Origin of the sequence: Ideonella alba (assembly GCF_018069845.1) — a bacterium.
GTDB lineage: Bacteria > Pseudomonadota > Gammaproteobacteria > Burkholderiales > Burkholderiaceae_C > Ideonella > Ideonella alba.
The window spans coordinates 109,765-132,122 of sequence record NZ_JAGQDD010000009.1 but is presented as its reverse complement, the minus strand read 5'-3'; the positions used below and the strand labels follow the sequence as shown (position 1 = coordinate 132,122).

Genomic DNA, 22,358 nt, shown 5'->3' with positions numbered 1-22,358 from the left:
TAATGACCGGTCAGTCAGTAAACATGTCCGAGCCCGCCATTCCCCACCGCCAGCGCCGCAAGGAAGCCCGCCCCAGCGAGCTGCTTGACGCCGCGCTGGCCCTGTTCACCGAAAAAGGCTTCTCGGCCACCCGGGCCGAGGAGGTGGCGCAGCGTGCCGGCGTGGCCAAGGGCACGCTCTACCTGTACTTCAACAGCAAGGAAGAGCTGCTCAAGGCCGTGATCCGCCACACCCTGTCCAGCGCCGTGGCCAACGGCCGCCAGCGCCTGCTGGAGCACCACGGCAGTGCCACCGAGGCACTGACCGAGCTGCTGCCCACCTGGTGGGAAGAGGTGTACGACAGCCCCAGCTCGGCCCTGTTCAAGCTGGTGATCACCGAGGTGCGCAACTTCCCCGACATTGCCGAGTTCTACGCCCAGGAGGTGATCGAACCCGGCCTGGCGGTGATCCAGGCCCTGCTGCAGCGTGGCATCGACCGCGGCGAGTTCCGCCCGGTCGACGTGGAGGCCGCCGCCCACTCCCTGGTGCTGCCGATCATCATGCTGTGCCTGCACAAGCATTCGGTGGGCGCCTGTGCGCTGGCCGACGCCATGGTGGCCGACCCGCGCCGCATCATCCGAAGCCACCTGCACCTGGTCCTGCACGGCCTGCAGGCCCAACCCATCGCCCCATGAGCCCAGTCCTGCGCCGCGTCCTGATCCTGCTGGCGTTGGCCGGCCTGGCCCTGGTCGGCTGGAAGCTGCGCCCGGGCGCCCCGTCCGCCGGACCGACGACCGCGGCAGCGGCCAGCGCCCCCAGCCGGGCCGCGCTGGAACTGCTGCCCGGCGACCTGGCCGTGGTGGCGGTGCAGCCACTCACCGAGGAGATCGAGCTCACCGGCAGCGTCAAGGCGGTGCGCAGCGCCCTGGTCAAGGCGAAAGTGGCCGCCGAACTGCGTGAACTCACGGTGCGCGAAGGCGACGCCGTGCGCGCCGGCCAGGTGCTGGGCCGGCTGGACGACACCGAGGCCGGCTGGCGCCTGAAGCAGGCGCAGCAGCAGGCCGATGCCGCCAAGGCCCAGCTCGACATCGCCGAGCGCGCGCTGGCCAACAGCCAGGCGCTGGTGGCCCAGGGCTTCATCTCGCCCACCGCGCTGGAATCCGCGCAGTCCACGGCCCAGGCCAACCGCGCCAGCTGGGCGGCGGCGCAGTCCGCGGTGGAGCTGGCCCGCAAGACCCAGGGCGACACCCTGCTGGTGGCCCCCATCAACGGCCTGGTGTCGGCCCGGCTGGCGCAGCCGGGCGAGCGGGTGGCGCTGGACGGGCGCATCCTGGAGATCGTCGACCTGTCGCAGCTGGAGCTGGAGGCGGCGCTGGCACCCCAGGCGGTGGCGCGGCTGTCGGTGGGCGCCACGGCCCGCCTGCGTGTCGATGGCATCACCGAGCCGGTGACCGCACGCGTCGCGCGCATCAACCCCACCGCCACCGCCGGCGCCCGCACCGTCACCGCCTACCTGAGCCTGGCGCCGCACCCGGCGCTGCGCCAGGGCCTGTTCGCCCAGGGCACGGTGGCCCTGGCCCGCAGCGACCGACTGGCCGTCCCGCTGGACGCCTTGCGCCAGGACCAGCCCCAGCCCTATGTGCTGGTGATGCAGGGCGGACAGGCCCGGGCGCATGCGGTGCAGACCGGGCTGCGCGGCCGCTCGCCGCAGGGCGAACCGCTGGTGGAACTGCTGTCCGGTGCCACCGCGGGTGACGCGCTGCTGCGCGAGCGCGTCGGCACGGTGCGCGACGGCACTGCGGTGCGCCTGGCGGCCACCGCGCCCGCCTCGGCGGCGTCCCGCTGAGCAGGGCCGACCCGCACCATGTGGTTCACCCGCGTCTCGATCAGCAACCCGGTCATGGCCGTGATGGTCATGCTGGCCTTCGTGGTGCTGGGTGGCTTTGCCGTGCAGCGGCTCAAGGTCGACCAGTTCCCGAACATCGAATTCCCCTTCGTGGTGGTCACCGTCACCTACCCGGGGGCCTCTGCCGAGGTGGTCGAGAACGAGGTGACGATCAAGGTCGAGGAGGCGGTCAACACGATCGCCGGCATCAACGAGCTGTTCAGCCGCAGCTACCAGGGCACCTCGGTCGTCATCGTCAAGTTCAACCTGGATGTCGACGGCCGCCGTGCCGCCGACGACGTGCGCGAGAAGGTGGCCCAGGTCAAGGCCACGTTCGCCGACGAGGTGGACGAGCCGCGCGTGCAGCGCTTCGACCCCGCGTCCCGCCCGATCTGGACCGTCGCCCTCACCTCGCCCGACGACAGCCGCAGCGCCTCCGAGCTGAGCACCTACGGCGACCAGGTGCTGAAGAAGCGCCTGGAGAACGTGCGGGGCGTGGGCTCGGTGGCGCTGGTGGGCGCGCAGAAGCGCGAGCTCAATGTCTACCTGCGCCCGCAGGCGCTGGAGGCCTTCTCGATCGGCGCCGACGCCGTGACCAGCGCGGTGCGCAACGAGACCCGCAACCTGCCCGCCGGCACGCTGCGCCAGCCGGCGCGCGAAGACGTGGTGCAGGTCGACGGCCGCGTCGCCCGGCCGGCCGACATGGGCCAGATCGTCATCGCCCGCCGCAACGGCCAACCGGTGCGGCTGGACCAGGTGGCCCAGGTGGTCGACGGCCCCGAGGAAACCGACAGCCTGGCGCTGCGCAATGGCCAGCGTATGCTGGCGCTGGACGTGGTCAAGGCCCAGGGCGAGAACACCATCGAGGTGGTCGACGGCCTGAACCGGGTGGTCGAATCGCTGCGCGCCCAACTGCCGTCCGGCATGGCCCTGGATGTGGTGCGCGACAACTCGCGGCCGATCCGCGTCTCGGTCGAGAACGTGCGGCGCACGCTGATCGAGGGTGCGCTGCTGACCATCGGCATCGTCTTCCTGTTCCTGAACTCCTGGCGCTCCACCGTCATCACCGGGCTGACGCTGCCGATCGCGCTGATCGGCACCTTCCTGTTCATGCAGGCCTTCGGCTTCACGATCAACATGATCACGCTGATGGCGCTGAGCCTGTGCGTGGGCCTGCTGATCGACGACGCCATCGTGGTGCGCGAGAACATCGTGCGCCATGTGCAGATGGGCAAGCCGGCGCGCCAGGCGGCGCTGGAAGGCACCGACGAGATCGGCCTGGCAGTGCTGGCCACCACGCTGTCGATCGTCGCGGTGTTCGCGCCGATCGGCTTCATGGGCGGCATCATCGGCAAGTTCTTCCACGAGTTCGGCATCACCATCGTCTCGGCGGTGCTGATCTCGATGTTCGTCAGCTTCACGCTGGACCCGATGCTGAGCTCGGTCTGGCACGACCCGGCGATCGACCGCGAAGGCCAGCCCTTCGTGCCGCGCACGCTGTACGACCGCACACTGGGGCGGCTGACGCACTGGGTGGACCGCGCCTCGCACCGCCTGGGTCGGGGCTACCACGCGGCGCTGGGCTGGTCTCTGGATCACCCCAAGTCGACGCTGGGCATCGCCGCCGCCAGCCTGGTGCTGGCCCTGGGCCTGACACGGGTGCTGGGCACCGAGTTCGTGCCCAAGGCCGATTTTTCCGAGACCACGGTGGCCTTCTACACCCCGGTGGGCTCCAGCCTGGCGCTGACCGAGGAACGCGCCCGCCAGGTCGACCGCATCCTGCGCCAGATGCCCGAGGTGAAGTACACGCTGGCGACGATCAACACCGGCGTCGCACTGGGCCACAACCAGGTCAGCATCTATGTGCGCCTGGTGGATCGCAAGCAGCGCTCGCGCTCGGTCGACCAGATGTCGGCGGTGCTGCGCGAGCAGCTGGCCTCGGTGCCGGGCATCACCGTCACCCTGGTCGGCCTGACCGACCCGGTGGGCGGCGCCAAGCCGATCTCGCTGTCGCTGCAGGGCCCCGACCTGGCCGAGCTCAAGCGCCTGACCGAGGGCCTGCGCCAGCGCCTGGCCGCCATCCCCGGGCTGGTGGACCTGGACACCAGCATGAAGGAGGACACGCCCACGCTGGCGGTGCAGGTGCGTCGCGACGCCGCCTCCGACCTGGGCCTGAGCCTGGGCAGCATCACCGCCCAGCTGCGCCAGCTGGTGGCCGGCACCACCGTGGGCACCTGGCGCGCGCCGGACGGCAACAACTACGACGTCAAGGTGCGCCTGCACCCCGAGGCCCGCGAGGACCGCGCCGACCTGGGCCGGCTGGTGCTGTCGGCCGGTCAGAACCTGGACGGCAGCCCGCGGATGGCGCGCCTGGACCAGGCCGCCGAGCTGGTGCCCGCCGGCCTGGCCAACCAGATCAACCGGCGCGACCTGAACCGCGAGGTCGAGTTCACCGCCGGCACCGAGGGGCGCGCGCTGGGCGAGGTCTCGGCCGACATCCGCGCCGTGCTGGACAGCACCGCGCTGCCACCGGGCTACCAGTTCCGCTTCGGCGGCTCGACCAAGGACATGCAGGAATCCTTCGTCTACGCGGTCAGCGCGCTGGCGATGGGCGTGATCTTCATCTACATGATCCTGGCCAGCCAGTTCCGCAGCTTCCTGCAGCCGCTGGCGCTGATGAGTTCGCTGCCGCTGACGCTGATCGGCGTGGTCGGGGCGCTGCTGCTGTGGCGCTCGACGCTGAACATCTTCTCGATCATCGGCGTGGTGATGCTGATGGGCCTGGTCACCAAGAACGCGATCCTGCTGGTGGATTTCGCGATCCGCCTGCGCGAGCAGGGCATGGCCCGGCGCGAGGCGCTGCTGGAAGCCGCCCGCGTGCGCCTGCGCCCGATCCTGATGACCACGCTGGCGATGATCTTCGGCATGGTGCCGCTGGCCTTTGCACTGTCCGAGGGCTCGGAGCAGCGCTCGCCGATGGGCCAGGCGGTGATCGGCGGCGTGATCACGTCCTCGGTGCTCACCCTGGTGGTGGTGCCGGTGATCTACGCCTACCTGGATGACCTCTCGAGCTGGGCGCGCCGGCGCCGCGGCACGGGCAGCCCGGCGTCAGGCGGGGCAGCCTAAAATCAAGGGTTGACCCGAATCCACCGCCGACGCCCACCCGAGGACATCGCCATGAACATCGAACAAGCCCGCTTCAACATGATCGAGCAGCAGATCCGCCCCTGGGATGTGCTGGATACCGCCGTGCTGGCCCTGCTGGGCGCCGTGCGCCGCGAAGACTTCGTGCCGGCCGCCTGCAAGGCCCTGGCCTTCGTCGACACCGAGGTGCCGCTGGCCGACGGCCAGATGATGCTGGCCCCGCGCGTCGAGGCCCGCCTGCTGCAGGAAGCCAAGGTGCAGCGCCACGAGACTGTGCTGGAAATCGGCACTGGCTCGGGCTTCCAGGCCGCGCTGCTGGGCCACCGCGCACTGCGCGTGATCACCCTGGAAAAGCGCCCGGCGCTGGCCCGTGCCGCGCGCGAGAACCTGCAGCGCGCCGGTCTGGCCAACGTGGAGGTGCGCGAGGCCGACGGCTGCGCCGGCCTGGCCGCCGAGGCGCCGTTTGACGTGATCCTGCTGTCGGGCTCGGTGGCCGAGGTGCCGCAGGCCCTGCTGGCGCAACTCAAGCCGGGCGGTCGCCTGCTGGCCATCGAGGGCCACGAGCCGGTGATGCGTGCCGTGCTGGTGACGCGCCAGGGCGAGTCCTCGTTCGCCAAGGTCGAGCTGTTCGACACCGTGGCGCCGCGCCTGGAGGGCTTCGCCGAGCCCAGCCGCTTCCGTTTCTGAGCCAGCGACCGAGCCGATGAACGCGATCACCGTCCAGCAGTTGCACGCCTTCCTGGCCGATCACGCGGATCGCCAGCCGCTGCTGCTGGACGTGCGCGAGGCGCAGGAACTGGCGATCGCCCCGCTGAACCTGGCCGGCGTGCCCACGCTGCACATGCCGATGCACCTGGTGCCGCTGCGCCGCACCGAACTGGACCCGGCGCGGCCTGTCGTCGTTTTCTGTCACCACGGGGCCCGCAGCGCGCAGGTCGTCGCATACCTGTCGAACCATGGCTTCGACGAGGTGTACAACCTGGAGGGTGGCACCGACGCCTGGTCGCGTCTGGTCGATCCGTCCGTGCCCCGCTACTGACCCCTCAGCGGATTTCGCTCCCGCCTTCATCGCTCCAAGGAAAGCCACCATGACGCCACCGCGCCGTTTCACCCTGCACCGCACCGCCGCCCTCCTCGCTCTGGGCCTGGCCGGCCTGAGCGCGCAGGCGCAGAGCCTGCAGGAGCTGTACGACGCGGCGCGCGGCTACGACGCCACCTACCTGGGCGCGCAAGCCGCAGCCAGTGCCGCGCAGTACCGGGCGGACCAGGCGAATGCGCTGTGGCTGCCCACCGTGGGCCTGAGTGCCGGCGCCTCGCGCACCGAGGCCGACACGCCCTACGCCAGCACGCGCAGCACCAACACCAACGCCACCAACGTGGCGCTGCAGGCGCAGCAGAACCTGTTCAACCGCGCCAACAGCGTCAGCATCGAGCAGGCCAAGCGGGGGGTGGAACTGGCCCAGACCCAGTTGCGCGCTGCCGAGCAGGACCTGGTCGTGCGCGTCGCCCAGGCCTATTTCGACGTGCTGGCCGCCCAGGACACGCTGACCACGGTGCAGGCCAACAAGAAGGCCAATGCGGAGCAACTGGCGTCGGCCAAGCGCAATTTCGAAGTGGGCACCGCCACCATCACCGACACCCGTGAAGCCCAGGCCCGCTACGACCTGGTGCTGGCGCAGGAGGTGGCCGCCGACAACGACCTGCGCGTCAAGCGACTGGCGCTGGAACAGCTGGTGGGCAAGACCGGCCTGGAGCCTCGCCCGCTGGCCCAGCCCGTGGCCTTGCCGCCGCTGCAGCCGGCCGAAGTCAATGCCTGGGTGGGCGAGGCCGAGACCCGCAACACCACCATCGAACAAGCCCGTCTGGGCCTGGAGGTGGCCAAGCTGGAAACCGCGAAGGCCCAGGCCGGCCACCTGCCCACGGTGGCGCTGACGGGCAGCTACGGCAAGACCCATGTCAGTGTCAGCGGCGACACGGTCACGCCGGGCGGGCTGGTGGGCTACAGCACTTCGGGCACGGGCACCAATGCCGCCATCGGTGTCAGCGTCACCGTCCCGCTGTTCGCCGGTTTTGCGGTGCAGAACCGCGTGAAGGAAACCCTGTCGCTGGAAGACAAGGCGCGCAACGACTACGAGGCCTCCCGCCGCGGCGTCACCCAGGGCACCCGCAGCGCCTTCTTCGGCGTGCAGGCCGGCCAGGCGCAGGTCAAGGCGCTGGAGGCGGCCGAGTCGTCCAGCAAGCTGGCCCTGGAAGCCACGCAGCTGGGCTACAAGGTGGGCGTGCGCGTCAACCTGGACGTGCTCAATGCCCAGACCCAGCTGTTCCAGACCCAGCGCGACCTGGCCAAGGCCCGCTACGACGTGATCGTCGGTGGCCTCAAGCTGCGCCAGGCGGCCGGCACGCTGCAGCCGGCCGACGTGGCCAACGTCAACGCGCTGCTGGCGAAGTAAGCAGCGCCCCGATGCGGCCGGCCATGCGCTCGGCCGCGCCGCGGTGACGGGCGCTGAAGGCCTGCGCCGCCTGGGCGGCCCCGGTCAGGCGCGACGCGTCGGCCAGCAGTTCCGCCGCCAATGCCAGCGCCTGCGGCAGGTCCGCGGCGCGCCAGGCGGCGCCCTCGGCCAGCGCGCGCTCGGCGGCGTCGGCGAAGTTGAAGGTCGAAGGCCCCAGCACGATCGGGCAGCCACAGGCCGCTGACTCGATCAGGTTGTGGCCGCCCAAGGGCTCGAAACTGCCGCCCAGCAGCGCCAGGTCCGCCGCACCGTAGTAGGCCGACATTTCCCCCAGGCTGTCGCCCAGCCAGACCTCGGCCTGGCAGGCGTCCGCACCAGGGCCCTCATCGCCCCAGGTGCCGCGGCGTGACAGCCTCAGCCCGGCCTGAGCCACCAGCGCCGCCACGGCATCAAAGCGCTGCGGATGGCGCGGCACGATCAGCAGCAGTGGCGCCGCACCGCGCCAGGGGACGCCGCGCCAGGCGGCCAGCAGGCGCGCCTCCTCGCCATCGCGGGTGTTGGTCATCGCCAGCACCGGCCGGCCCAGTCGGGCCCGCCAGGCCTGTCCGCGCGCCAGCAGCGCCGCGTCGGCGCGCAGGTCGTACTTCAGGTTGCCAGCCACCTCCACCTGCGGCACGCCGGCCTGGCGCAGGCGGCGGGCGTCGTCCTCAGACTGGGCCAGCGCCAGGGTGATGCGCTGCGCCGCCGGGCGCAGCACGGCCGCGAAGCGTTCGCCGCGACCGGCGCTGCGCTCGGACAGGCGGGCGTTGGCCAGCACGATCGGCACGCCGGCGGTTTCGGCCGCCTGCAGCAGGTTGGGCCAGACCTCGGTTTCCATCAGCACGCCCAGCGCCGGCCGGTGGCGCTGCAGGAAGCGGCGCACCGCGCCGGGGGTGTCGAAGGGCAGCCAGGTCTGCAGGTCGCCCTCGCGCAGCAGCGCCCGGCCGGCCTCGCGGCCGGTGGCGGTGCCGTGAGTCAGCAGCAGGCGCAGGCCTGGCTGCCGGGCACGCAGGGCGTCGATCAGCACCGCCGCGGCCTTGGTTTCGCCCAGCGATACCGCGTGCAGCCACAGCGCCCCGGGGGTCTGCGCGGGGCCACCCAGCGCCAGCCGCTCGGGCCAGGCCGAGCGGTAACCCGGCTCGCGTGCGCCGCGCCACCACAGGCGCGCCAGGTAGAGCGGCGTCGCCAGGCGCAGCAGCGTGCTGTAGGCGACACGGGCCAGGCCCGCGCGCCAGCCGGCGGCAGGCATCAGTGGGCCGCGGCCCCCACCTGGGCGTCGGGCTTGACGCTGCGCAGCACGGCCATGAACTCGTCCTGGATGCGGTGCAGCGCCTCGGGCGTGTGGCCTTCGAAGCGCATCACCAGCACCGGGGTGGTGTTGGACGCGCGCACCAGGCCGAAGCCGTCCGGGTAGTCGGCGCGCAGGCCATCGGTGGTGGAGACCTCGGCGCCCGGGAACTGCGCACTGGCCTGCAGTTCGGCGATCAGGCGGTGCGGCTCGCCCTCGGCACAGGCCACGTTCAGCTCCGGCGTGTTGAAGCTGGTGGGCAGGGCGTTCAGCACCGCGCTGGGGTCGTCGTGGCGCGACAGGATCTCCAGCAGGCGCGCGGCGGTGTACATGCCGTCGTCAAAGCCGTACCAGCGCTCCTTGAAGAACATGTGGCCGCTCATCTCGCCGGCGATCGGCGCATTGGTTTCCTTGAGCTTGGCCTTGACCAGCGAGTGGCCGGTTTTCCACATCAGCGGCACGCCGCCAGCCTCGCGAATGGCAGGCGCCAGGCGCTGGGTGCACTTGACGTCGAAGATGATGGTGCCGCCCGGGACGCGGCTGAGGATGTCGCGCGCGAACAGGATCAGCTGGCGGTCCGGGTAGATGATCTGGCCGTCCTTGGTGACCACGCCCAGGCGGTCGCCGTCGCCGTCGAAGGCCAGACCCAGTTCGGCATCGGTGGCATGCACCACCTTGATCAGGTCGGCCAGGTTCTCGGGCTTGGAAGGGTCGGGGTGGTGGTTGGGGAAGTCGCCGTCCACCTTCGAGTACAGGTCGATCACCTCGCAGCCCAGCGCCCGCAGGATGGCCGGCGCGCTGGCGCCCGGGATGCCATTGCCCGAGTCGACCACGATCTTCATCGGCCGGGCCAGCTTGCAATCCGACGTGATGCGGTGCGCGTACTCGGGCACGATGTCCATCGCCCCGATGCGGCCGGGGCCCTGGGCATAGTCCTCGGCCTCGATGCGGCGGCGCAGGCCCTGGATCTCGTCGCCGTAGATGGCGCGGCCGGCCAGCACCATCTTGAAGCCGTTCCAGTCCTTGGGGTTGTGGCTGCCGGTGACCTGGATGCCGCTGCTGCAGCCGTGCGCGCCACGCGTGGCGGCGACGTAGTAGGTCATCGGGGTGGTGACGGCGCCGATGTCCACCACGTCCAGGCCGGTCGAGGCGATACCGCGGATCAGCGCAGCGGCCAGACCGGGGCCGGACACGCGGCCGTCGCGGCCCACCACCACGGCACGCTCGCCGGCGGCCTTGGCCTCGGTGCCGAAGGCCCGGCCCAGGTGCTCGGCGAAGGCGTCGTCGAGCGTCTGGCCGACGATGCCGCGGATGTCATAGGCCTTGAAGACGGAGGCGTGGACTTGCATGGTGTGGGGATCGGGACAGTGGTGAGGGGGGTGGCGGCCATTGTAGAGAGGCGGCCCGCCCTCGGGCTCAGCAAGTTGGGTGCCAGGGGCCGCTGCTGTCGATCCGTCGGCCCGGCTGTCGATTCGTCGACGCGCCCGGCCGATCGGGCGCCCGGACTGCCTAGACTGCGCCCCATGGCACTCGACAAACAGCTTCTGCGGCGCTCCTGGCGCGCCTGGACCGACAGCAGCCTGACCCGGGTCGGCCCCATTTGGCTGCAATGGGTGTGGTCCCTGCTGTTCGCGGCGCTGGTGGCCCTGGTCTTCACGGTAGTGGCCTTCGCCACCAGCCCTGAGGCCGGGCTGTGGACGAATGGCACCGCCTGGCGGCGGACCTACGGCCTGAACCTGCTGGTCTCGGCGGTGGTGGCCACCGGCATCCACCTCAGCTTCGACGTCATGACCGGGCTGATCGGCCTGGCGCGCTGGCGGGCCTGGTCGGACCGCCGCCGCGCCTGGGTCGCCACCGCGATCGCCATGGGCGGCACCGCCTGGTCCTGGCCGCTGGGCGTGTGGCTGGCCGGCTACCGGCTGACCTGGTTCGACGGCGGCGGCTCGCCCACCAACGTCAGCATCAGCTGGCTGGTGGTGCTGGTGCTGGTGTCCGGGCTGCACTGGCTGTACCTGGAGAACCGGCGCCGCATCGAGGCCGCCGAGCGGCGCGCCGCCGAGGCCCGGCTGAAGCTGCTGCAGGGCCAGATCGAGCCGCACTTCCTGTTCAACACCCTGGCCAATGTGCTCAGCCTGCTGGAGGCCGATCCGCCCCGTGCCCGCGGCATGCTGGAGGCCTTCGTCGACTACCTGCGCTCTTCCTTCGGCGGCCTGCGCGCCGAACAGCACACGCTGGCCGACGAACAGCGCCTGCTGGAGGCCTACCTGCGCGTGCTGGGCCTGCGCATGGAGGAGCGGCTGCGCTGGCAGATCGACATCCCCGCCGAGCTGGCCGCACGGCCCTTGCCGCCGCTGCTGCTGCAGCCGCTGGTGGAGAACGCCATCCACCACGGCCTGGAGCCCAAGATCGACGGCGGCACGGTGCGCGTGCGCGCCGAGCGCGACCGCGACACGCTGGTGCTGAGCGTCACCGACGACGGCCTGGGCCTGGACACGCCCGCCGCGCGCCGCCCTGGCCAGCGCAGCGCGCTGCAGAACCTGCGCGAGCGCCTGCAGCAGACCTGGGGCGACGACGCCCGCCTGGCGCTGCAGCCCCAGCCCGGCGGCGGTGTGCGCGCCGAGATCCGCCTGCCCTGCCCCACCGCCCAGCCCTGAGCCCATGCCCACCGCCCTGATCGCCGACGACGAACCGCACCTGCTGCGCCACCTGGCCAGCCTGCTGGCCACGCTGTGGCCCGATCTGCAGATCGTGGCCCAGTGCCGCAACGGCCCTGAGGCCGCCGAGCAGATCGAGGCCCTGCAGCCCGACCTGGCCTTCCTGGACATCCGCATGCCGGGGCTGACCGGGCTGGAGGTGGCCCAGGGCATCGAGTGCGCGACCCGGGTGGTCTTCGTCACCGCCTACGACGAGTTCGCGCTGCAGGCCTTCGACGCCGCGGCGCTGGACTACCTGGTCAAGCCGGTGACCACCGAGCGCCTGGCGCGCAGCGTGGCGCGCCTGAAGGAGGCGATCGGCCACACCACGCCCGAGGACCCGCGGCTGGCCCAGGCCCTGGGCCGTCTGCAGGCCCCGGCCGCCAGCGCGGCGCCGCTGCGCTGGGTGCGTGCCAGCCAGGGCGACTGGACCCAGCAGATCGCGGTGGAGGAGGTACTGTTCTTCCGCGCCGACGAGAAGTACACCTGTGTCCAGACCGCCGAGCGCGAGTACCTGATCCGCACGCCGATCGCCGAACTGGCCCAGCAGCTCGACCCGCAGCAGTTCTGGCAGATCCACCGCTCCACGCTGATCAACCTGCGCTTCCTCGAGGGCAGCCGGCGCGATGAGCTCAGCCGCGTGCGGGTGCGCCTGCGCGGCTTCGACACCGAGCTGCCGGTGTCGCGCGCCTATGTGCATCTGTTCAAGGCCATGTGAGCCCCAGGCACAGGTCCGAAAACGGCCAGCGCCGCGGCCTGGGCGGGCTAGCATGGGCCCATGTCAGACCTTCGCCCGCTCGATGACGACAGCGCCTACCGGGCGCTGCAGACCCATGATGCGCGTTTTGATGGGCGCTTCTTCGTGGGCGTCACCAGCACCGGCATCTACTGCCGGCCGGTCTGCCGCGTGCGGCTGCCGCGGCGCGAGAACTGCCGCTTCTTCGGCCATGCCGCGGCGGCCGAACTGGCCGGCTTTCGCCCCTGCCTGCGCTGCCGGCCGGAGCAGGCGCCGGGTCTGTCGGGCGCCGACGCCGCGCGCAGCCTGGCCGAGGCCGGGGCGCGGCTGATCACCCATGCGGTGGCCGCGGGCGAACAGCCCTCGCTGCCGGCCATCGCCGAGCGCCTGGGCATCACCGAGCGCCACCTGCGCCGCATCTTCCAGGCCCACCTGGGTGTCAGCCCGATCGACTGGCAGACCACCCAGCGCCTGCTGCTGGCCAAGCGGCTGCTGACCGACACCCGGCTGCCGGTCACCCAGGTCGCCGCAGCCAGCGGCTTCGGCAGCCTTCGGCGCTTCAATGCCGCCTTCGCCGAGCGCTACCGGCTCACCCCCGGCGCCCTGCGGCGCGACGCCGCGCCCGACACCGGCCCCGGTGTTCGTCCGCTGCGCCTGCCCTGGCGGCCACCGTATGACCGCGCCGCGATGCTGGGCTTCCTGGCCGCGCGCCCGCTGGCGCGCGTGGAAGCCTCCGGCGACGACGGCTGGTGGCGCCGCACGCTGGCGGTGGTCCACCATGGGCAGACCCTGCGCGGCTGGATCGCGCTGCGTCTGGAGGAGGACGCCGCCGCCCTGGAGGTGGCGCCCTCGCTGGCGCCGGCGCTGGGCACGGTGATCGAGCGCGTGCGCCACCTGCTGGACCTGGACGCCGATCCGGCGCGCATCGACACCACCCTGGCCAGCCTGCCGGTGCCCGTGCGACCCGGGCTGCGCGTGCCCGGCTGCATCGACGGCTTCGAGACCCTGGTGCGCATCATCCTGGGCCAGCAGGTCACGGTGGCTGCCGCCTGCACGCTGGCCGCGCGGCTGGTGGAACGCTTTGGCGAGCCGCTGGTCACGCCCTGGTCGGGACTGGAGCGGCTGTTCCCCGATGCGCGCACGCTGGCCCAGGCCAGCGCCGAGGCGATCGGCACGCTGGGCATCGTGCGGGTGCGGGTGGCGGCGCTGCAGGCGCTGGCACGTGCCGTCGACAGCGGCACGCTGGCACTGCACCCGGCCGCGCCGGTCGAGGACACGCTGGCGCGGCTGCGCGCGCTGCCCGGCGTGGGCGACTGGACCGCCGAGCTGGCCGCGCTGCGCGTGCTGGCCTGGCCCGATGCCTTCCCGGCCACCGACGCTGGCGTGGTCAAGGCGCTCGGCGGCCTGAAGGCCGCGCAATCCCTGCCGCTGGCCGAGGCCTGGCGGCCCTGGCGTTCCTACGCCGTGATGCAACTGTGGCAGTCGCTGGTCGACCGCCCCGAGGAGACCGCCCGATGAACACCCGCCGCTTTGCCGCCCAGGCCCGGATCGACACCCCGCTGGGCCCGATGACCGTGGCGGTCACGACCCAGGGTCTGGCAGGCCTGTGGTTCGACGGCCAGGCCCACCACCCCGGCCCGATCGATGCGCCGCTGCAGCCCGGCCACCCCTGGATCCGGCAGGCCCAGGCGGCACTGGCGCGGTACTGGTCGGCCCCCGGCGCGCCGCTGCCGGCGCTGCCGCCGCTGGACCTGGGCGGCACCGCCTGGCAGCAGGCGGTGTGGCAGGCCCTGCTGGCCATTCCGCCTGGGCAACGGCGCCGCTACGGCGAACTGGCCGCCCAGCTGGGCCGGCCCCGCGCGGCCCGCGCCGTGGGCGCGGCGGTGGGTCGCAACCCGGTCAGCGTGCTGGTGCCCTGCCACCGGGTGACCGGCCAGGATGGGTCCCTGACCGGCTATGCCGGCGGCCTGCCGCGCAAGCAGGCGTTGCTGGACGGAGAATCGCGCCCTTCATGAAGCCTGCCCACCTCGCCGAACTGTTGCTGCTGGCCGCGCTGTGGGGCGCCAGCTTTCTTTTCATCCGCATGGGGGCGCACGAGTTCGGGCCGCTGGCTCTGGCCGGGCTGCGCGTCGCGGGTGCGTCGTTGCTGCTGCTGCCGGTGCTGCTGTCGCGCGGCGAGTGGCCGGCGTTGCGCCTGCACTGGCGGCGCATTGCGCTGGTGGGACTGACCAACTCGGCGATTCCCTTCGTCTGCTACGGGGTGGCGGCGCTGGCGATCACTGGCGGCCTGTCGTCGATCTTCAATGCCACCACACCGCTGTGGGGCGCGCTGATCGGCTGGTGGTGGCTGGGCGACCGCCCCACGAAGCACAAGGCGCTGGGCCTGGCGCTGGGTTTTGGCGGCGTGCTGTGGCTGGCCGGCGGCCATGCCAGCTTCAAGCCAGGCGAGCACGGCGTGAGCCCCGCGCTGGCGGTGGCAGCCTGTCTGCTGGCCACGCTGATGTACGGCTTCTCGGCCAACTTCACCAAGCGGCACCTGCAAGGCATTCCGTCGATGGCGCTGGCCGCCGGCAGCCAGTTGTCGGCCGCTGCGGTGCTGGTGCCGCTGGCGCTGTGGGCCTGGCCGACCACGCCGCCGGCGGCCTCCTCCTGGCTGGCGGTGGCGGCGCTGGCGTTCGCCTGCACCGGCGTGGCCTACATCCTGTACTTCCGGCTGATCGCCCATGTGGGCGCCAGCCAGGCGATGAGCGTGACCTTCCTGATCCCGGCCTTTGCCGTGCTCTGGGGTGCGCTGTTCCTGGGCGAGGCGATCACGCCGGTGATGGTGGCCGCCTGCGGCGTGATCCTGCTGGGCACCGCGCTGGTGACCGGATTGGTGACCGGATTCGTGCGCGGGTCACGCTGATCGGGTACAAGCGCGACATCGACGCCAACGGCCCTTGCCATGACCCTGCTGATTCTCGGACTGCTGATCTTTCTTGGCCTGCACTCGGTGCGCATCGTCGCCGATCCCACGCGCGCGGCCTGGGTGGCCCGGCTGGGCGAGAACCGCTACAAGGGCCTGTACTCGCTGGCCTCGCTGCTGGGCTTCGCGCTGATCTGCTGGGGCTACGGCCTGGCGCGGCAGGAGCCGGTGGTGTTGTGGGCCTCGCCGCGGGGCCTGAGCCACGCGGCGGCGGCGCTGACACTGCCGGCCTTCATCCTGCTGGCGGCGGCCTATGTGCCTGGCAACGGCATCCGGGCCCGACTGGGCCACCCGATGCTGCTGGGCACCAAGCTGTGGGCGCTGGCGCATCTGCTGGCCAACAACACGCTGGCCGATGTGCTGCTGTTCGGCAGCTTCCTGGTCTGGGCCGTGCTGTGCTTCCGCGCGGCGCGCCAGCGCGACGCGGCGCAGGGCGTGCAACGGCCGGCGGGCAGTGCGGGCAGGACGGCGATCGTCGTGATCGTTGGCACGCTCGCCTGGGCGGCGTTCGCCTTCTGGGCCCATGCGGTGCTGATCGGCGTGGCGCCGTTCGGGGCCCGCTGAGCCCGCTTCGGACGCCGGCCCGGCCGCCTGGCCGGGCCCGCCTGGGGGCCGGAAACGACAACGCCCACCAGAAGTGGGCGCGCGACGATGTTCCCGAGGAAGGGATGGCGGAGTGGACGGGGCTCGAACCCGCGACCCCCGGCGTGACAGGCCGGTATTCTGACCAACTGAACTACCACTCCGCGTGGTGCTGAACTTCGGTGCCGAAGCACCCAGGCATCAACCGCCTGCGCCGCCCTCGCTGCGGCAAGTCACCGCGGCGAATCTGGCATCCCCTAGGGGATTCGAACCCCTGTTACAACCGTGAAAGGGTCGTGTCCTAGGCCTCTAGACGAAGGGGACCTGAACCATCACGAACCCTGCTTCTGTGCGTTCGCCGCCGGATGGTGGAGGTAAGCGGGATCGAACCGCTGACCTCTTGCATGCCATGCAAGCGCTCTCCCAGCTGAGCTATACCCCCGTGGTCTGGAGGCGAGCGCGCCGAAGCGGAGCTCCAACGAAAAGACCTGCGGGACTTTCATCCAGCAGGTCTTTCTGCTGTAACCGTATGGCGGAGTGGACGGGGCTCGAACCCGCGACCCCCGGCGTGACAGGCCGGTATTCTGACCAACTGAACTACCACTCCGCGTGGTGCTGAACTTCGGTGCCGAAGCACCCAGGCATCAACCGCCTGCGCCGCCCTCGCTGCGGCAAGTCACCGCGGCGAATCTGGCATCCCCTAGGGGATTCGAACCCCTGTTACAACCGTGAAAGGGTCGTGTCCTAGGCCTCTAGACGAAGGGGACCTGAACCATCACGAACCCTGCTTCTGTGCGTTCGCCGCCGGATGGTGGAGGTAAGCGGGATCGAACCGCTGACCTCTTGCATGCCATGCAAGCGCTCTCCCAGCTGAGCTATACCCCCGGATCCGTCCACTTGAGCCACCCGGTGTGTACCGCGTCGCTGTTGTGTCAGCACCAGTGCTGTTGAGCGAAGACTAGCAGTATATACCGGAAATCACGCGTTTGCCAACCGGGCGACGACTTCTTCGCGTGAGAACAGCGCCAGCACCGCATCGACCGACGGCGTCTGGGCGCGGCCGCACACCAGCACCCGCACCGGAATGGCCAGTTGCGGCATCTTCAGCCCGAACTCGCCGATCGTGTCCTTGATCGCCTGGTTGATCGCTGCCTTCTCCCAGGCGCAGGTCTGCAGTCGGGCGGCCAGCGCGGCCAGCGCGGGCCGGAGCGCGTCGGTGACGTGCTGGGCCCGGTCCTCGGGGGATGGCGTCACCGGGGCGAAATACATGGCCAGCCAGTCGGCCAGTTCCACGGTGGTGGCGCAGCGGTCCTTGAACAGCGCGCACATCGGCGCCAGGCGCTCGGCATCGGCCTGATGGCCGCGCCGCGCCAGCTGGGCGGCCACCAGGCTGGCCAGCCGCGTGTCGTCGGCCTGCTTCATGTAGTGGGCATTGACCCAGGTGAGCTTGGCCGCATCCCACTGCGCGGGGCTCTTGTTCAGGTGCGTACCGTCGAACCAGGTCACCAGCTGCTCGCGGCTGAACAGCTCGTCGTCGCCGTGGCTCCAGCCCAGGCGGGCCAGGTAGTTCAGCATCGCCTCGGGCAGGTAACCGCCGTCCTCGTAGTTGGACACCGCCACCGCGCCGCGGCGCTTGGACAGCTTGAGGCCGTCGTCGCCCAGAATCACCGGCAGGTGACCGAACAGCGGCAGCGGCGCGCCCAGCGCCTGGTAGATGTTGATCTGCCAGGGCGTGTTGTTGATGTGCTCGTCGCCGCGGAAGACATGGGTGATGCCCATGTCCCAGTCGTCCACTACCACCGCGAAGTTGTAGGTGGGCACGCCGTCGGCGCGCTGGATGATCAGGTCGTCGAACTCCTTGTTGGCGATGACGATCTCGCCCTTGACCAGGTCGTCCCAGCGCACCTCGCCATCGCGCGGGTTCTTGAAGCGGATCACCGGCTGCACGCCCTCGGGGACCGGCGGCAGGGTCTTGCCGGGCTCAGGGCGCCAGCGGCCGTCGTAGCCGGTCTTCTCGCCACGCGCCTTCTGCTGCTCGCGCAGCGCATCCAGCTCGGCCGGCGTGGTGTAGCAGCGGTAGGCGCTGCCGGCGGCCAGCATCTGCTCGATCACCGCCTGGTAGCGATCCAGGCGCTGCATCTGGTAGATCGGACCCTCGTCGTAGTCCAGGCCCAGCCAGTGCATGGACTGCAGGATCTGGTCGACCGAGTCCTGGGTGGAGCGGGCGACATCGGTGTCCTCGATGCGCAGGACGAACTCGCCACCGTGGTGGCGGGCATAGGCCCACGAATACAGCGCGGTGCGCGCGGTGCCCAGGTGCAGAAAGCCGGTGGGCGACGGGGCGATGCGGGTGCGGATCTTGGAAGTCATGCGGTGGGAAGCGTGGCCAGGCCGCGCAGCAGATCGTCGGTGATGTCGTCGACGTGTTCCAGGCCGACGGCCAGGCGGACCATGCCCTGGCCGATGCCGGCGGCCTGGCGCTGCGTCTCGGACAGCCGGCCGTGCGAGGTGGTCGCCGGGTGGGTGATGATGGACTTGGTGTCGCCCAGGTTGGTGGCGATGCTCAGCACGCGGGTGCTGTCGATCACGTGGAAGGCGCGTGCGCGCGCGGCCTCGGGCGTGTCAGCCTGCAGGTCGAAGGACAGCACCGCGCCGCCCAGGCCCGACTGCTGGCGCATGGCCAGGTCGTGCTGCGGGTGGGTGGCCAGGCCGGGGTAGTAGACGCGCGCCACCTCGGGCCGCGCCGCCAGCCAGCGGGCCACGGCCAGCGCCTGATCGCTCTGCGCCTTCATCCGCAGGTGCAGGGTCTCCAGGCCCTTGAGCACCACCCAGGCGTTGAACGGCGACAGCGTCATGCCCACGGTGCGCAGCACCGGCGCCATGATGCCGTTGATCAGCGCCTCGCTGCCGCACAACGCGCCAGCCATCACACGTCCCTGGCCATCCAGGTACTTGGTGGCGGCGTGCATCACCACATCCGCGCCCAGCGACAGCGGCCTTTGCAGTGCGGGCGTGCAGAAGGTGTTGTCCACCGCCAGCAGCGCGCCGCCGGCGTGGGCGATCCCGGCCAGCGCGGCGATGTCGCAGACATCGGTCAGCGGGTTGGTGGGGGTTTCGGCGAACAGCAGCTTGGTGGTGGGCCGCATCGCGGCGCGCCAATCGGCCAGGTCGGTCTGCGCGACGAAGCTGGTCTCGACGCCGAACTTGGCGAACTCCTTGCCAAAGAGGCCGATCGTCGAGCCGAACACCGAGCGCGAGCACACCACGTGGTCGCCCGCCTTCAACAGGCCCATGATCAGCAGCAGGATCGCGCTCATGCCGGTGGTGGTGGCGATGGCCGCTTCGGCGCCCTCCATCGCCGCCAGGCGCATCTCCAGGCTGCGCACCGTGGGGTTGCTGGTGCGCGAGTAGGTGAAGTCCAGCATGTCGGCGAAGCGCTTGGCCGAGGTGGCCGCGTCGGGCTGGACATAGGCGCTGGTGAGGAACAGGCCCTCGGAGTTCTCGCCATGCTGGCTGGGCGCCAGCGCGGCGCGCACGGCCAGCGTCTCGGGGCGCACGCCCTCGGGCAGGCGGGCGCGGGCGATGCGGCGCTCTTCGTCGCTCTCCATCGTCATGCATCGCTCCGGCTCTGCAGCGCCAGGCGGCTGCGCGACTCGGCGTCTTCCTCGTCACCCGGCTGCGCGGCGCGCTGCGCCTTCATCGCGGCGAAGTCGGCCACGCTGACGTCACCGGTGATGTAGGTGCCGTCGAAGCACGAGGCCTCGAAGCCCTTGATCGACGGGTTCAGCGCACCCACGACGCGCTTCATCGCATCGACGTCCTGGTAGATCAGCGCGTCGGCGCCGATATAGGCGCGGATCTCTTCCATCGTGCGGTCATGGGCGATCAGTTCCTCCTGCGTGGGCATGTCGATGCCATACACATTGGGGTACTTCACCGGCGGCGCGGCCGAGGCCATGTAGACCTTGTTGGCACCGGCCTCGCGGGCCATCTGCACGATCTCCTTGGAGGTGGTGCCGCGCACGATGGAGTCATCCACCAGCAGCACGTTGCGGCCCTTGAACTCCAGGCCGATCGCGTTGAGCTTCTGGCGCACGCTCTTCTTGCGCACGCTCTGGCCGGGCATGATGAAGGTGCGGCCCACATAGCGGTTCTTCACGAAGCCCTCGCGGTAGGGCTTGCCGATCTTGTGCGCCAGCTGCATGGCGCTGGGCCGGCTGGACTCGGGGATCGGGATCACCACGTCGATCTCGCTGGGCGGCATGGTGGAGATCAGGCGCTGGGCCAGCGTCTCGCCCATGTTCAGCCGCGCCTGGTAGACCGAGATGCCGTCGATCACCGAATCAGGCCGCGCCAGGTAGACGTACTCGAACATGCAGGGGTGCAGCTGCGGGTCCTTGGCACACTGCTGGCTGTGCAGCTGGCCCTCGGTGGTGATGAAGACCGCCTCGCCCGGCGCGATGTCGCGCACGAAGCGGTGGCCGGTGCCTTCCAGCGCCACCGACTCGCTGGCCAGCATCACCTCGGAGCCATCGCCCGAGACGCCGTAACACAGCGGCCGGATGCCATGCGGATCACGGAAGGCCAGCAGACCGTGGCCGGCGATCAGCGCCACCACCGCATACGAGCCCTTGATGCGCTGGTGCACCGCGCCCACGGCCTTGAAGATCTCCTCGGGCGTCAGCGGCAGGTCGCGCGCGGCCATCTCCAGCTCGTGCGCGAGGATGTTGATCAGCACCTCGGTGTCGCTCTCGGTGTTGATGTGGCGGCGGTCGATGTCGAACAACTCGTCCTTCAGCGCCATCGCATTGGTCAGGTTGCCGTTGTGCACCAGCACGATGCCGAAGGGCGCGTTGACGTAGAAGGGCTGCGCCTCTTCCTCGCTGTAGGCATTGCCCGCCGTGGGGTAGCGCACCTGGCCCAGGCCCACATGGCCTGGCAGGGCCCGCATGTTGCGGGTACGGAAGACGTCGCGCACCATGCCGCGGGCCTTGTGCATGTAGCACTTGGTGCCCTGCATGGTGACGATGCCGGCCGCGTCCTGGCCGCGGTGCTGCAGCAGCAGCAGCGCGTCATAGATCAGCTGATTGACCGGTTGCTTGGAGATGACACCGACGATGCCGCACATGGGAGGTCCGTCCTGAAAAGCGAAAAGAATCCGAGAGAGGTCAGCGGGTGCTCTGGGGACGCCAGGCCTGCCACACGGCCCCGGCCTGCCCCAACCACGCGACGACCTGCGAGGACTGCCACGCCGCCGAGCGCGACAGCGGCGTCCAGCCGACCACGATGACCACGGCCAGCAGCAGCAGCGCGCCGCGCGCCGCACCAAAGACAGCGCCCAGCAGGCGATCGATCCAGCGCAGTGGCGTGGCCGCCACCAGCATGCGCAGCAGCCGCGCCAGCAGCGCGCCCAGCAGCAGCGTGCCCATGAAACACAGCGCATAGCCCAGGGCCACGCGGGGCGCGGTGCCGGTCTCGTTCAGCGGCAGGCGGGCCGCCAGATCCGGCCCCCAGTTCAGGGCCACCAGCCAGGCCATCACCCAGGCCGCCAGCGACAGCAGCTCATAGACCAGGCCACGCCACAGCCCCACCAGCACCGAGATCAGGCCGAGTCCGGCCAGGGTGACATCGACCCAGCCCAGGCCCAGCCAGGCGGTGGTGGCGGCGTGTTCCGGGCCCACGGGCGACCTCAGAGCACCAGCACGGCGGCTTGCAGGCCGCCCGCCTTGATGCGGGCCGCGGCCTTGTCGGCCTCGGCCTTGGTGGCGTAGGGGCCGACGCGCACGCGGATGCGTCGGCCGGTGGCCGAATCGATCACCTGGGTGTAGGTCTTCAGGCCCATGCCCTCGACCTTCATGCGCGCCTCACGCGCGCTGCCCACCTCGGCGAAGGCGCCGATCTGGACCACGTAGCGGCCTTCGTCGGCCGCGGCCGGCTTGGTGTCGGTCTTGGCGTCGGGCTTGGCGGCGGGCTTGGGCTCGACCTTGGCCTCCGGCTTGGCGGGGGGCTTGGCCTCCGGCTTGGGCTCGGGCCTGGCGGGCGGCTTGGCCTCGGGCTTGGACGCGGGCGGAACCGGCGGCTTGACCTCGGGTTTGGCTTCGGGCTTGACCTCGGGTTTGGCGACCGGCTTGGCCGGCGTCGACGCCACCGGCGGCGGCGTCAACGGTTTGGTGTCGGCCGGTGCGGACGGCTTGGCGGCCGCCGGCTTGGCGCTGGCCGAGGCGGCCGAGGCCGGCAGCACCGGCTCGTCGATCGGCTCGGCGGGGCGGGCTTCGGGGCGGCGCGCATCCGCGCGGGCCACCGGGGCGTTCAGCGCCGGCGCTCCTTCGCGGGCAGGAATCTCGATCGGCAGGTCCACCGGAATCGGCCGCGGCCGGCTCTCGAACAGCAGCGGCAGGCCGATGATGCCCAAGCCCAGCAGCACGCTGGCCCCGATCAGGCGGCGTCGGGCACGGCTGCGGGCCTCGCGCACCACCTCGGCGGCATCCAGCATCGACGCAGGGGCCGCAGCGGGTGACTTCTTGAACAGGGAGGTCAGGAACGGTGGCAAGGCCATGCGGACGCGTCGGGCAGGTGGGCGGAGCGGCAAACGCCCCG

At 71.1% G+C, this 22,358-nt stretch carries 19 protein-coding genes and 6 tRNA genes; 12 read left to right on the top strand and 13 right to left on the bottom strand.

Annotated features, from left to right (window positions below):
• Positions 1-23 precede the first annotated feature (23 nt).
• From KAK03_RS13835 to KAK03_RS13810, 6 genes are read left to right on the top strand one after another with little or no spacing between them, the layout of a single operon-like run.
• Positions 24-674, top strand: a complete 651-nt coding sequence (locus KAK03_RS13835; RefSeq protein WP_247661151.1) for a TetR/AcrR family transcriptional regulator — start codon at positions 24-26, stop codon at positions 672-674.
• Positions 671-1,825, top strand: coding sequence for an efflux RND transporter periplasmic adaptor subunit (locus KAK03_RS13830; RefSeq protein ID WP_210854536.1), 1,155 nt, complete (start codon positions 671-673; stop codon positions 1,823-1,825). The genes KAK03_RS13835 and KAK03_RS13830 overlap by 4 nt, the downstream gene beginning before the upstream one ends.
• An 18-nt stretch (positions 1,826-1,843) precedes the next feature.
• Complete coding sequence (locus KAK03_RS13825; RefSeq protein WP_210854535.1) at positions 1,844-4,990, top strand: efflux RND transporter permease subunit; 3,147 nt, start codon at positions 1,844-1,846, stop codon at positions 4,988-4,990.
• A 51-nt stretch (positions 4,991-5,041) separates the two neighbouring features.
• The gene (locus KAK03_RS13820) at positions 5,042-5,695 is read left to right on the top strand and encodes a protein-L-isoaspartate O-methyltransferase family protein (RefSeq protein ID WP_210854534.1); all 654 of its coding nucleotides are present in this window, start codon (positions 5,042-5,044) and stop codon (positions 5,693-5,695) included.
• A 16-nt stretch (positions 5,696-5,711) separates the two neighbouring features.
• Positions 5,712-6,047 (top strand): rhodanese-like domain-containing protein, encoded by a 336-nt coding sequence (locus tag KAK03_RS13815; RefSeq protein WP_210854533.1) that lies wholly within the window; start codon positions 5,712-5,714, stop codon positions 6,045-6,047.
• Positions 6,048-6,096: 49 nt separating this feature from the next.
• Positions 6,097-7,458, top strand: a complete 1,362-nt coding sequence (locus KAK03_RS13810; protein ID WP_210854532.1) for a TolC family outer membrane protein — start codon at positions 6,097-6,099, stop codon at positions 7,456-7,458.
• Here KAK03_RS13810 and KAK03_RS13805 read toward each other — a convergent pair.
• Both KAK03_RS13805 and KAK03_RS13800 read right to left on the bottom strand, forming a co-directional pair.
• Positions 7,436-8,746 (bottom strand): 3-deoxy-D-manno-octulosonic acid transferase, encoded by a 1,311-nt coding sequence (locus tag KAK03_RS13805; RefSeq protein ID WP_210854531.1) that lies wholly within the window; start codon positions 8,744-8,746, stop codon positions 7,436-7,438. The two genes, KAK03_RS13810 and KAK03_RS13805, sit on opposite strands and share 23 nt — an antisense overlap.
• Positions 8,746-10,134 (bottom strand): phosphomannomutase/phosphoglucomutase, encoded by a 1,389-nt coding sequence (locus KAK03_RS13800; protein ID WP_210854530.1) that lies wholly within the window; start codon positions 10,132-10,134, stop codon positions 8,746-8,748. The genes KAK03_RS13805 and KAK03_RS13800 overlap by 1 nt, the downstream gene beginning before the upstream one ends.
• A 174-nt stretch (positions 10,135-10,308) precedes the next feature.
• On the opposite strand from KAK03_RS13800, the gene KAK03_RS13795 reads away from it, so the two are divergent.
• Genes KAK03_RS13795 through KAK03_RS13770 form a run of 6 tightly spaced genes read left to right on the top strand, consistent with a single transcriptional unit; the run spans position 10,309 to position 15,743 of the window.
• Positions 10,309-11,439 (top strand): sensor histidine kinase, encoded by a 1,131-nt coding sequence (locus KAK03_RS13795; RefSeq protein WP_210854529.1) that lies wholly within the window; start codon positions 10,309-10,311, stop codon positions 11,437-11,439.
• 4 nt (positions 11,440-11,443) lie between these two features.
• A complete protein-coding gene (locus KAK03_RS13790; RefSeq protein WP_210854528.1) occupies positions 11,444-12,196 on the top strand; it encodes a LytR/AlgR family response regulator transcription factor in 753 nt (250 codons plus the stop codon).
• A 60-nt stretch (positions 12,197-12,256) separates the two neighbouring features.
• The gene (locus KAK03_RS13785) at positions 12,257-13,732 is read left to right on the top strand and encodes an Ada metal-binding domain-containing protein (protein ID WP_210854527.1); all 1,476 of its coding nucleotides are present in this window, start codon (positions 12,257-12,259) and stop codon (positions 13,730-13,732) included.
• A complete protein-coding gene (locus KAK03_RS13780) occupies positions 13,729-14,229 on the top strand; it encodes a methylated-DNA--[protein]-cysteine S-methyltransferase (protein ID WP_210854526.1) in 501 nt (166 codons plus the stop codon). Before KAK03_RS13785 ends, KAK03_RS13780 begins: the two co-directional genes overlap by 4 nt.
• Positions 14,226-15,119, top strand: coding sequence for a DMT family transporter (locus KAK03_RS13775; RefSeq protein WP_210854525.1), 894 nt, complete (start codon positions 14,226-14,228; stop codon positions 15,117-15,119). The genes KAK03_RS13780 and KAK03_RS13775 overlap by 4 nt, the downstream gene beginning before the upstream one ends.
• Positions 15,120-15,158: 39 nt before the next feature.
• Complete coding sequence (locus KAK03_RS13770; protein ID WP_210854524.1) at positions 15,159-15,743, top strand: NnrU family protein; 585 nt, start codon at positions 15,159-15,161, stop codon at positions 15,741-15,743.
• Positions 15,744-15,848: 105 nt separating this feature from the next.
• Here the strand turns inward: KAK03_RS13770 and KAK03_RS13765 are convergent.
• From KAK03_RS13765 to KAK03_RS13715, 11 genes are all read right to left on the bottom strand, one after another.
• Positions 15,849-15,925: transfer RNA gene (locus tag KAK03_RS13765), tRNA-Asp, on the bottom strand.
• Positions 15,926-16,009: 84 nt separating this feature from the next.
• A tRNA-Glu gene (locus tag KAK03_RS13760) sits at positions 16,010-16,085 on the bottom strand.
• A gap of 42 nt (positions 16,086-16,127) precedes the next feature.
• A tRNA-Ala gene (locus KAK03_RS13755) sits at positions 16,128-16,203 on the bottom strand.
• Positions 16,204-16,291: 88 nt separating this feature from the next.
• A tRNA-Asp gene (locus tag KAK03_RS13750) sits at positions 16,292-16,368 on the bottom strand.
• Positions 16,369-16,452: 84 nt separating this feature from the next.
• A tRNA-Glu gene (locus KAK03_RS13745) sits at positions 16,453-16,528 on the bottom strand.
• A 42-nt stretch (positions 16,529-16,570) separates the two neighbouring features.
• Positions 16,571-16,646 (bottom strand) — tRNA-Ala (locus KAK03_RS13740).
• Positions 16,647-16,739: 93 nt separating this feature from the next.
• Positions 16,740-18,131 carry a glutamate--tRNA ligase gene (gltX, locus tag KAK03_RS13735; protein ID WP_210854523.1) on the bottom strand — a complete coding sequence of 464 codons (1,392 nt, stop codon included), beginning with the start codon at positions 18,129-18,131 and terminating at the stop codon, positions 16,740-16,742.
• On the bottom strand, positions 18,128-19,369 hold the full coding sequence (locus KAK03_RS13730) for an O-succinylhomoserine sulfhydrylase (RefSeq protein ID WP_210854602.1): 1,242 nt from the start codon (positions 19,367-19,369) through the stop codon (positions 18,128-18,130). The genes gltX and KAK03_RS13730 overlap by 4 nt, the downstream gene beginning before the upstream one ends.
• Positions 19,370-19,371: 2 nt before the next feature.
• Positions 19,372-20,889, bottom strand: a complete 1,518-nt coding sequence (gene purF / locus KAK03_RS13725) for an amidophosphoribosyltransferase (protein WP_210854522.1) — start codon at positions 20,887-20,889, stop codon at positions 19,372-19,374.
• Between the two features lie 40 nt (positions 20,890-20,929).
• Positions 20,930-21,442: a CvpA family protein gene (locus KAK03_RS13720; RefSeq protein ID WP_210854521.1), complete on the bottom strand. Its 513-nt coding sequence runs from the start codon at positions 21,440-21,442 to the stop codon at positions 20,930-20,932.
• A gap of 8 nt (positions 21,443-21,450) precedes the next feature.
• A complete protein-coding gene (locus tag KAK03_RS13715) occupies positions 21,451-22,317 on the bottom strand; it encodes an SPOR domain-containing protein (protein ID WP_210854520.1) in 867 nt (288 codons plus the stop codon).
• Positions 22,318-22,358 lie beyond the last annotated feature (41 nt).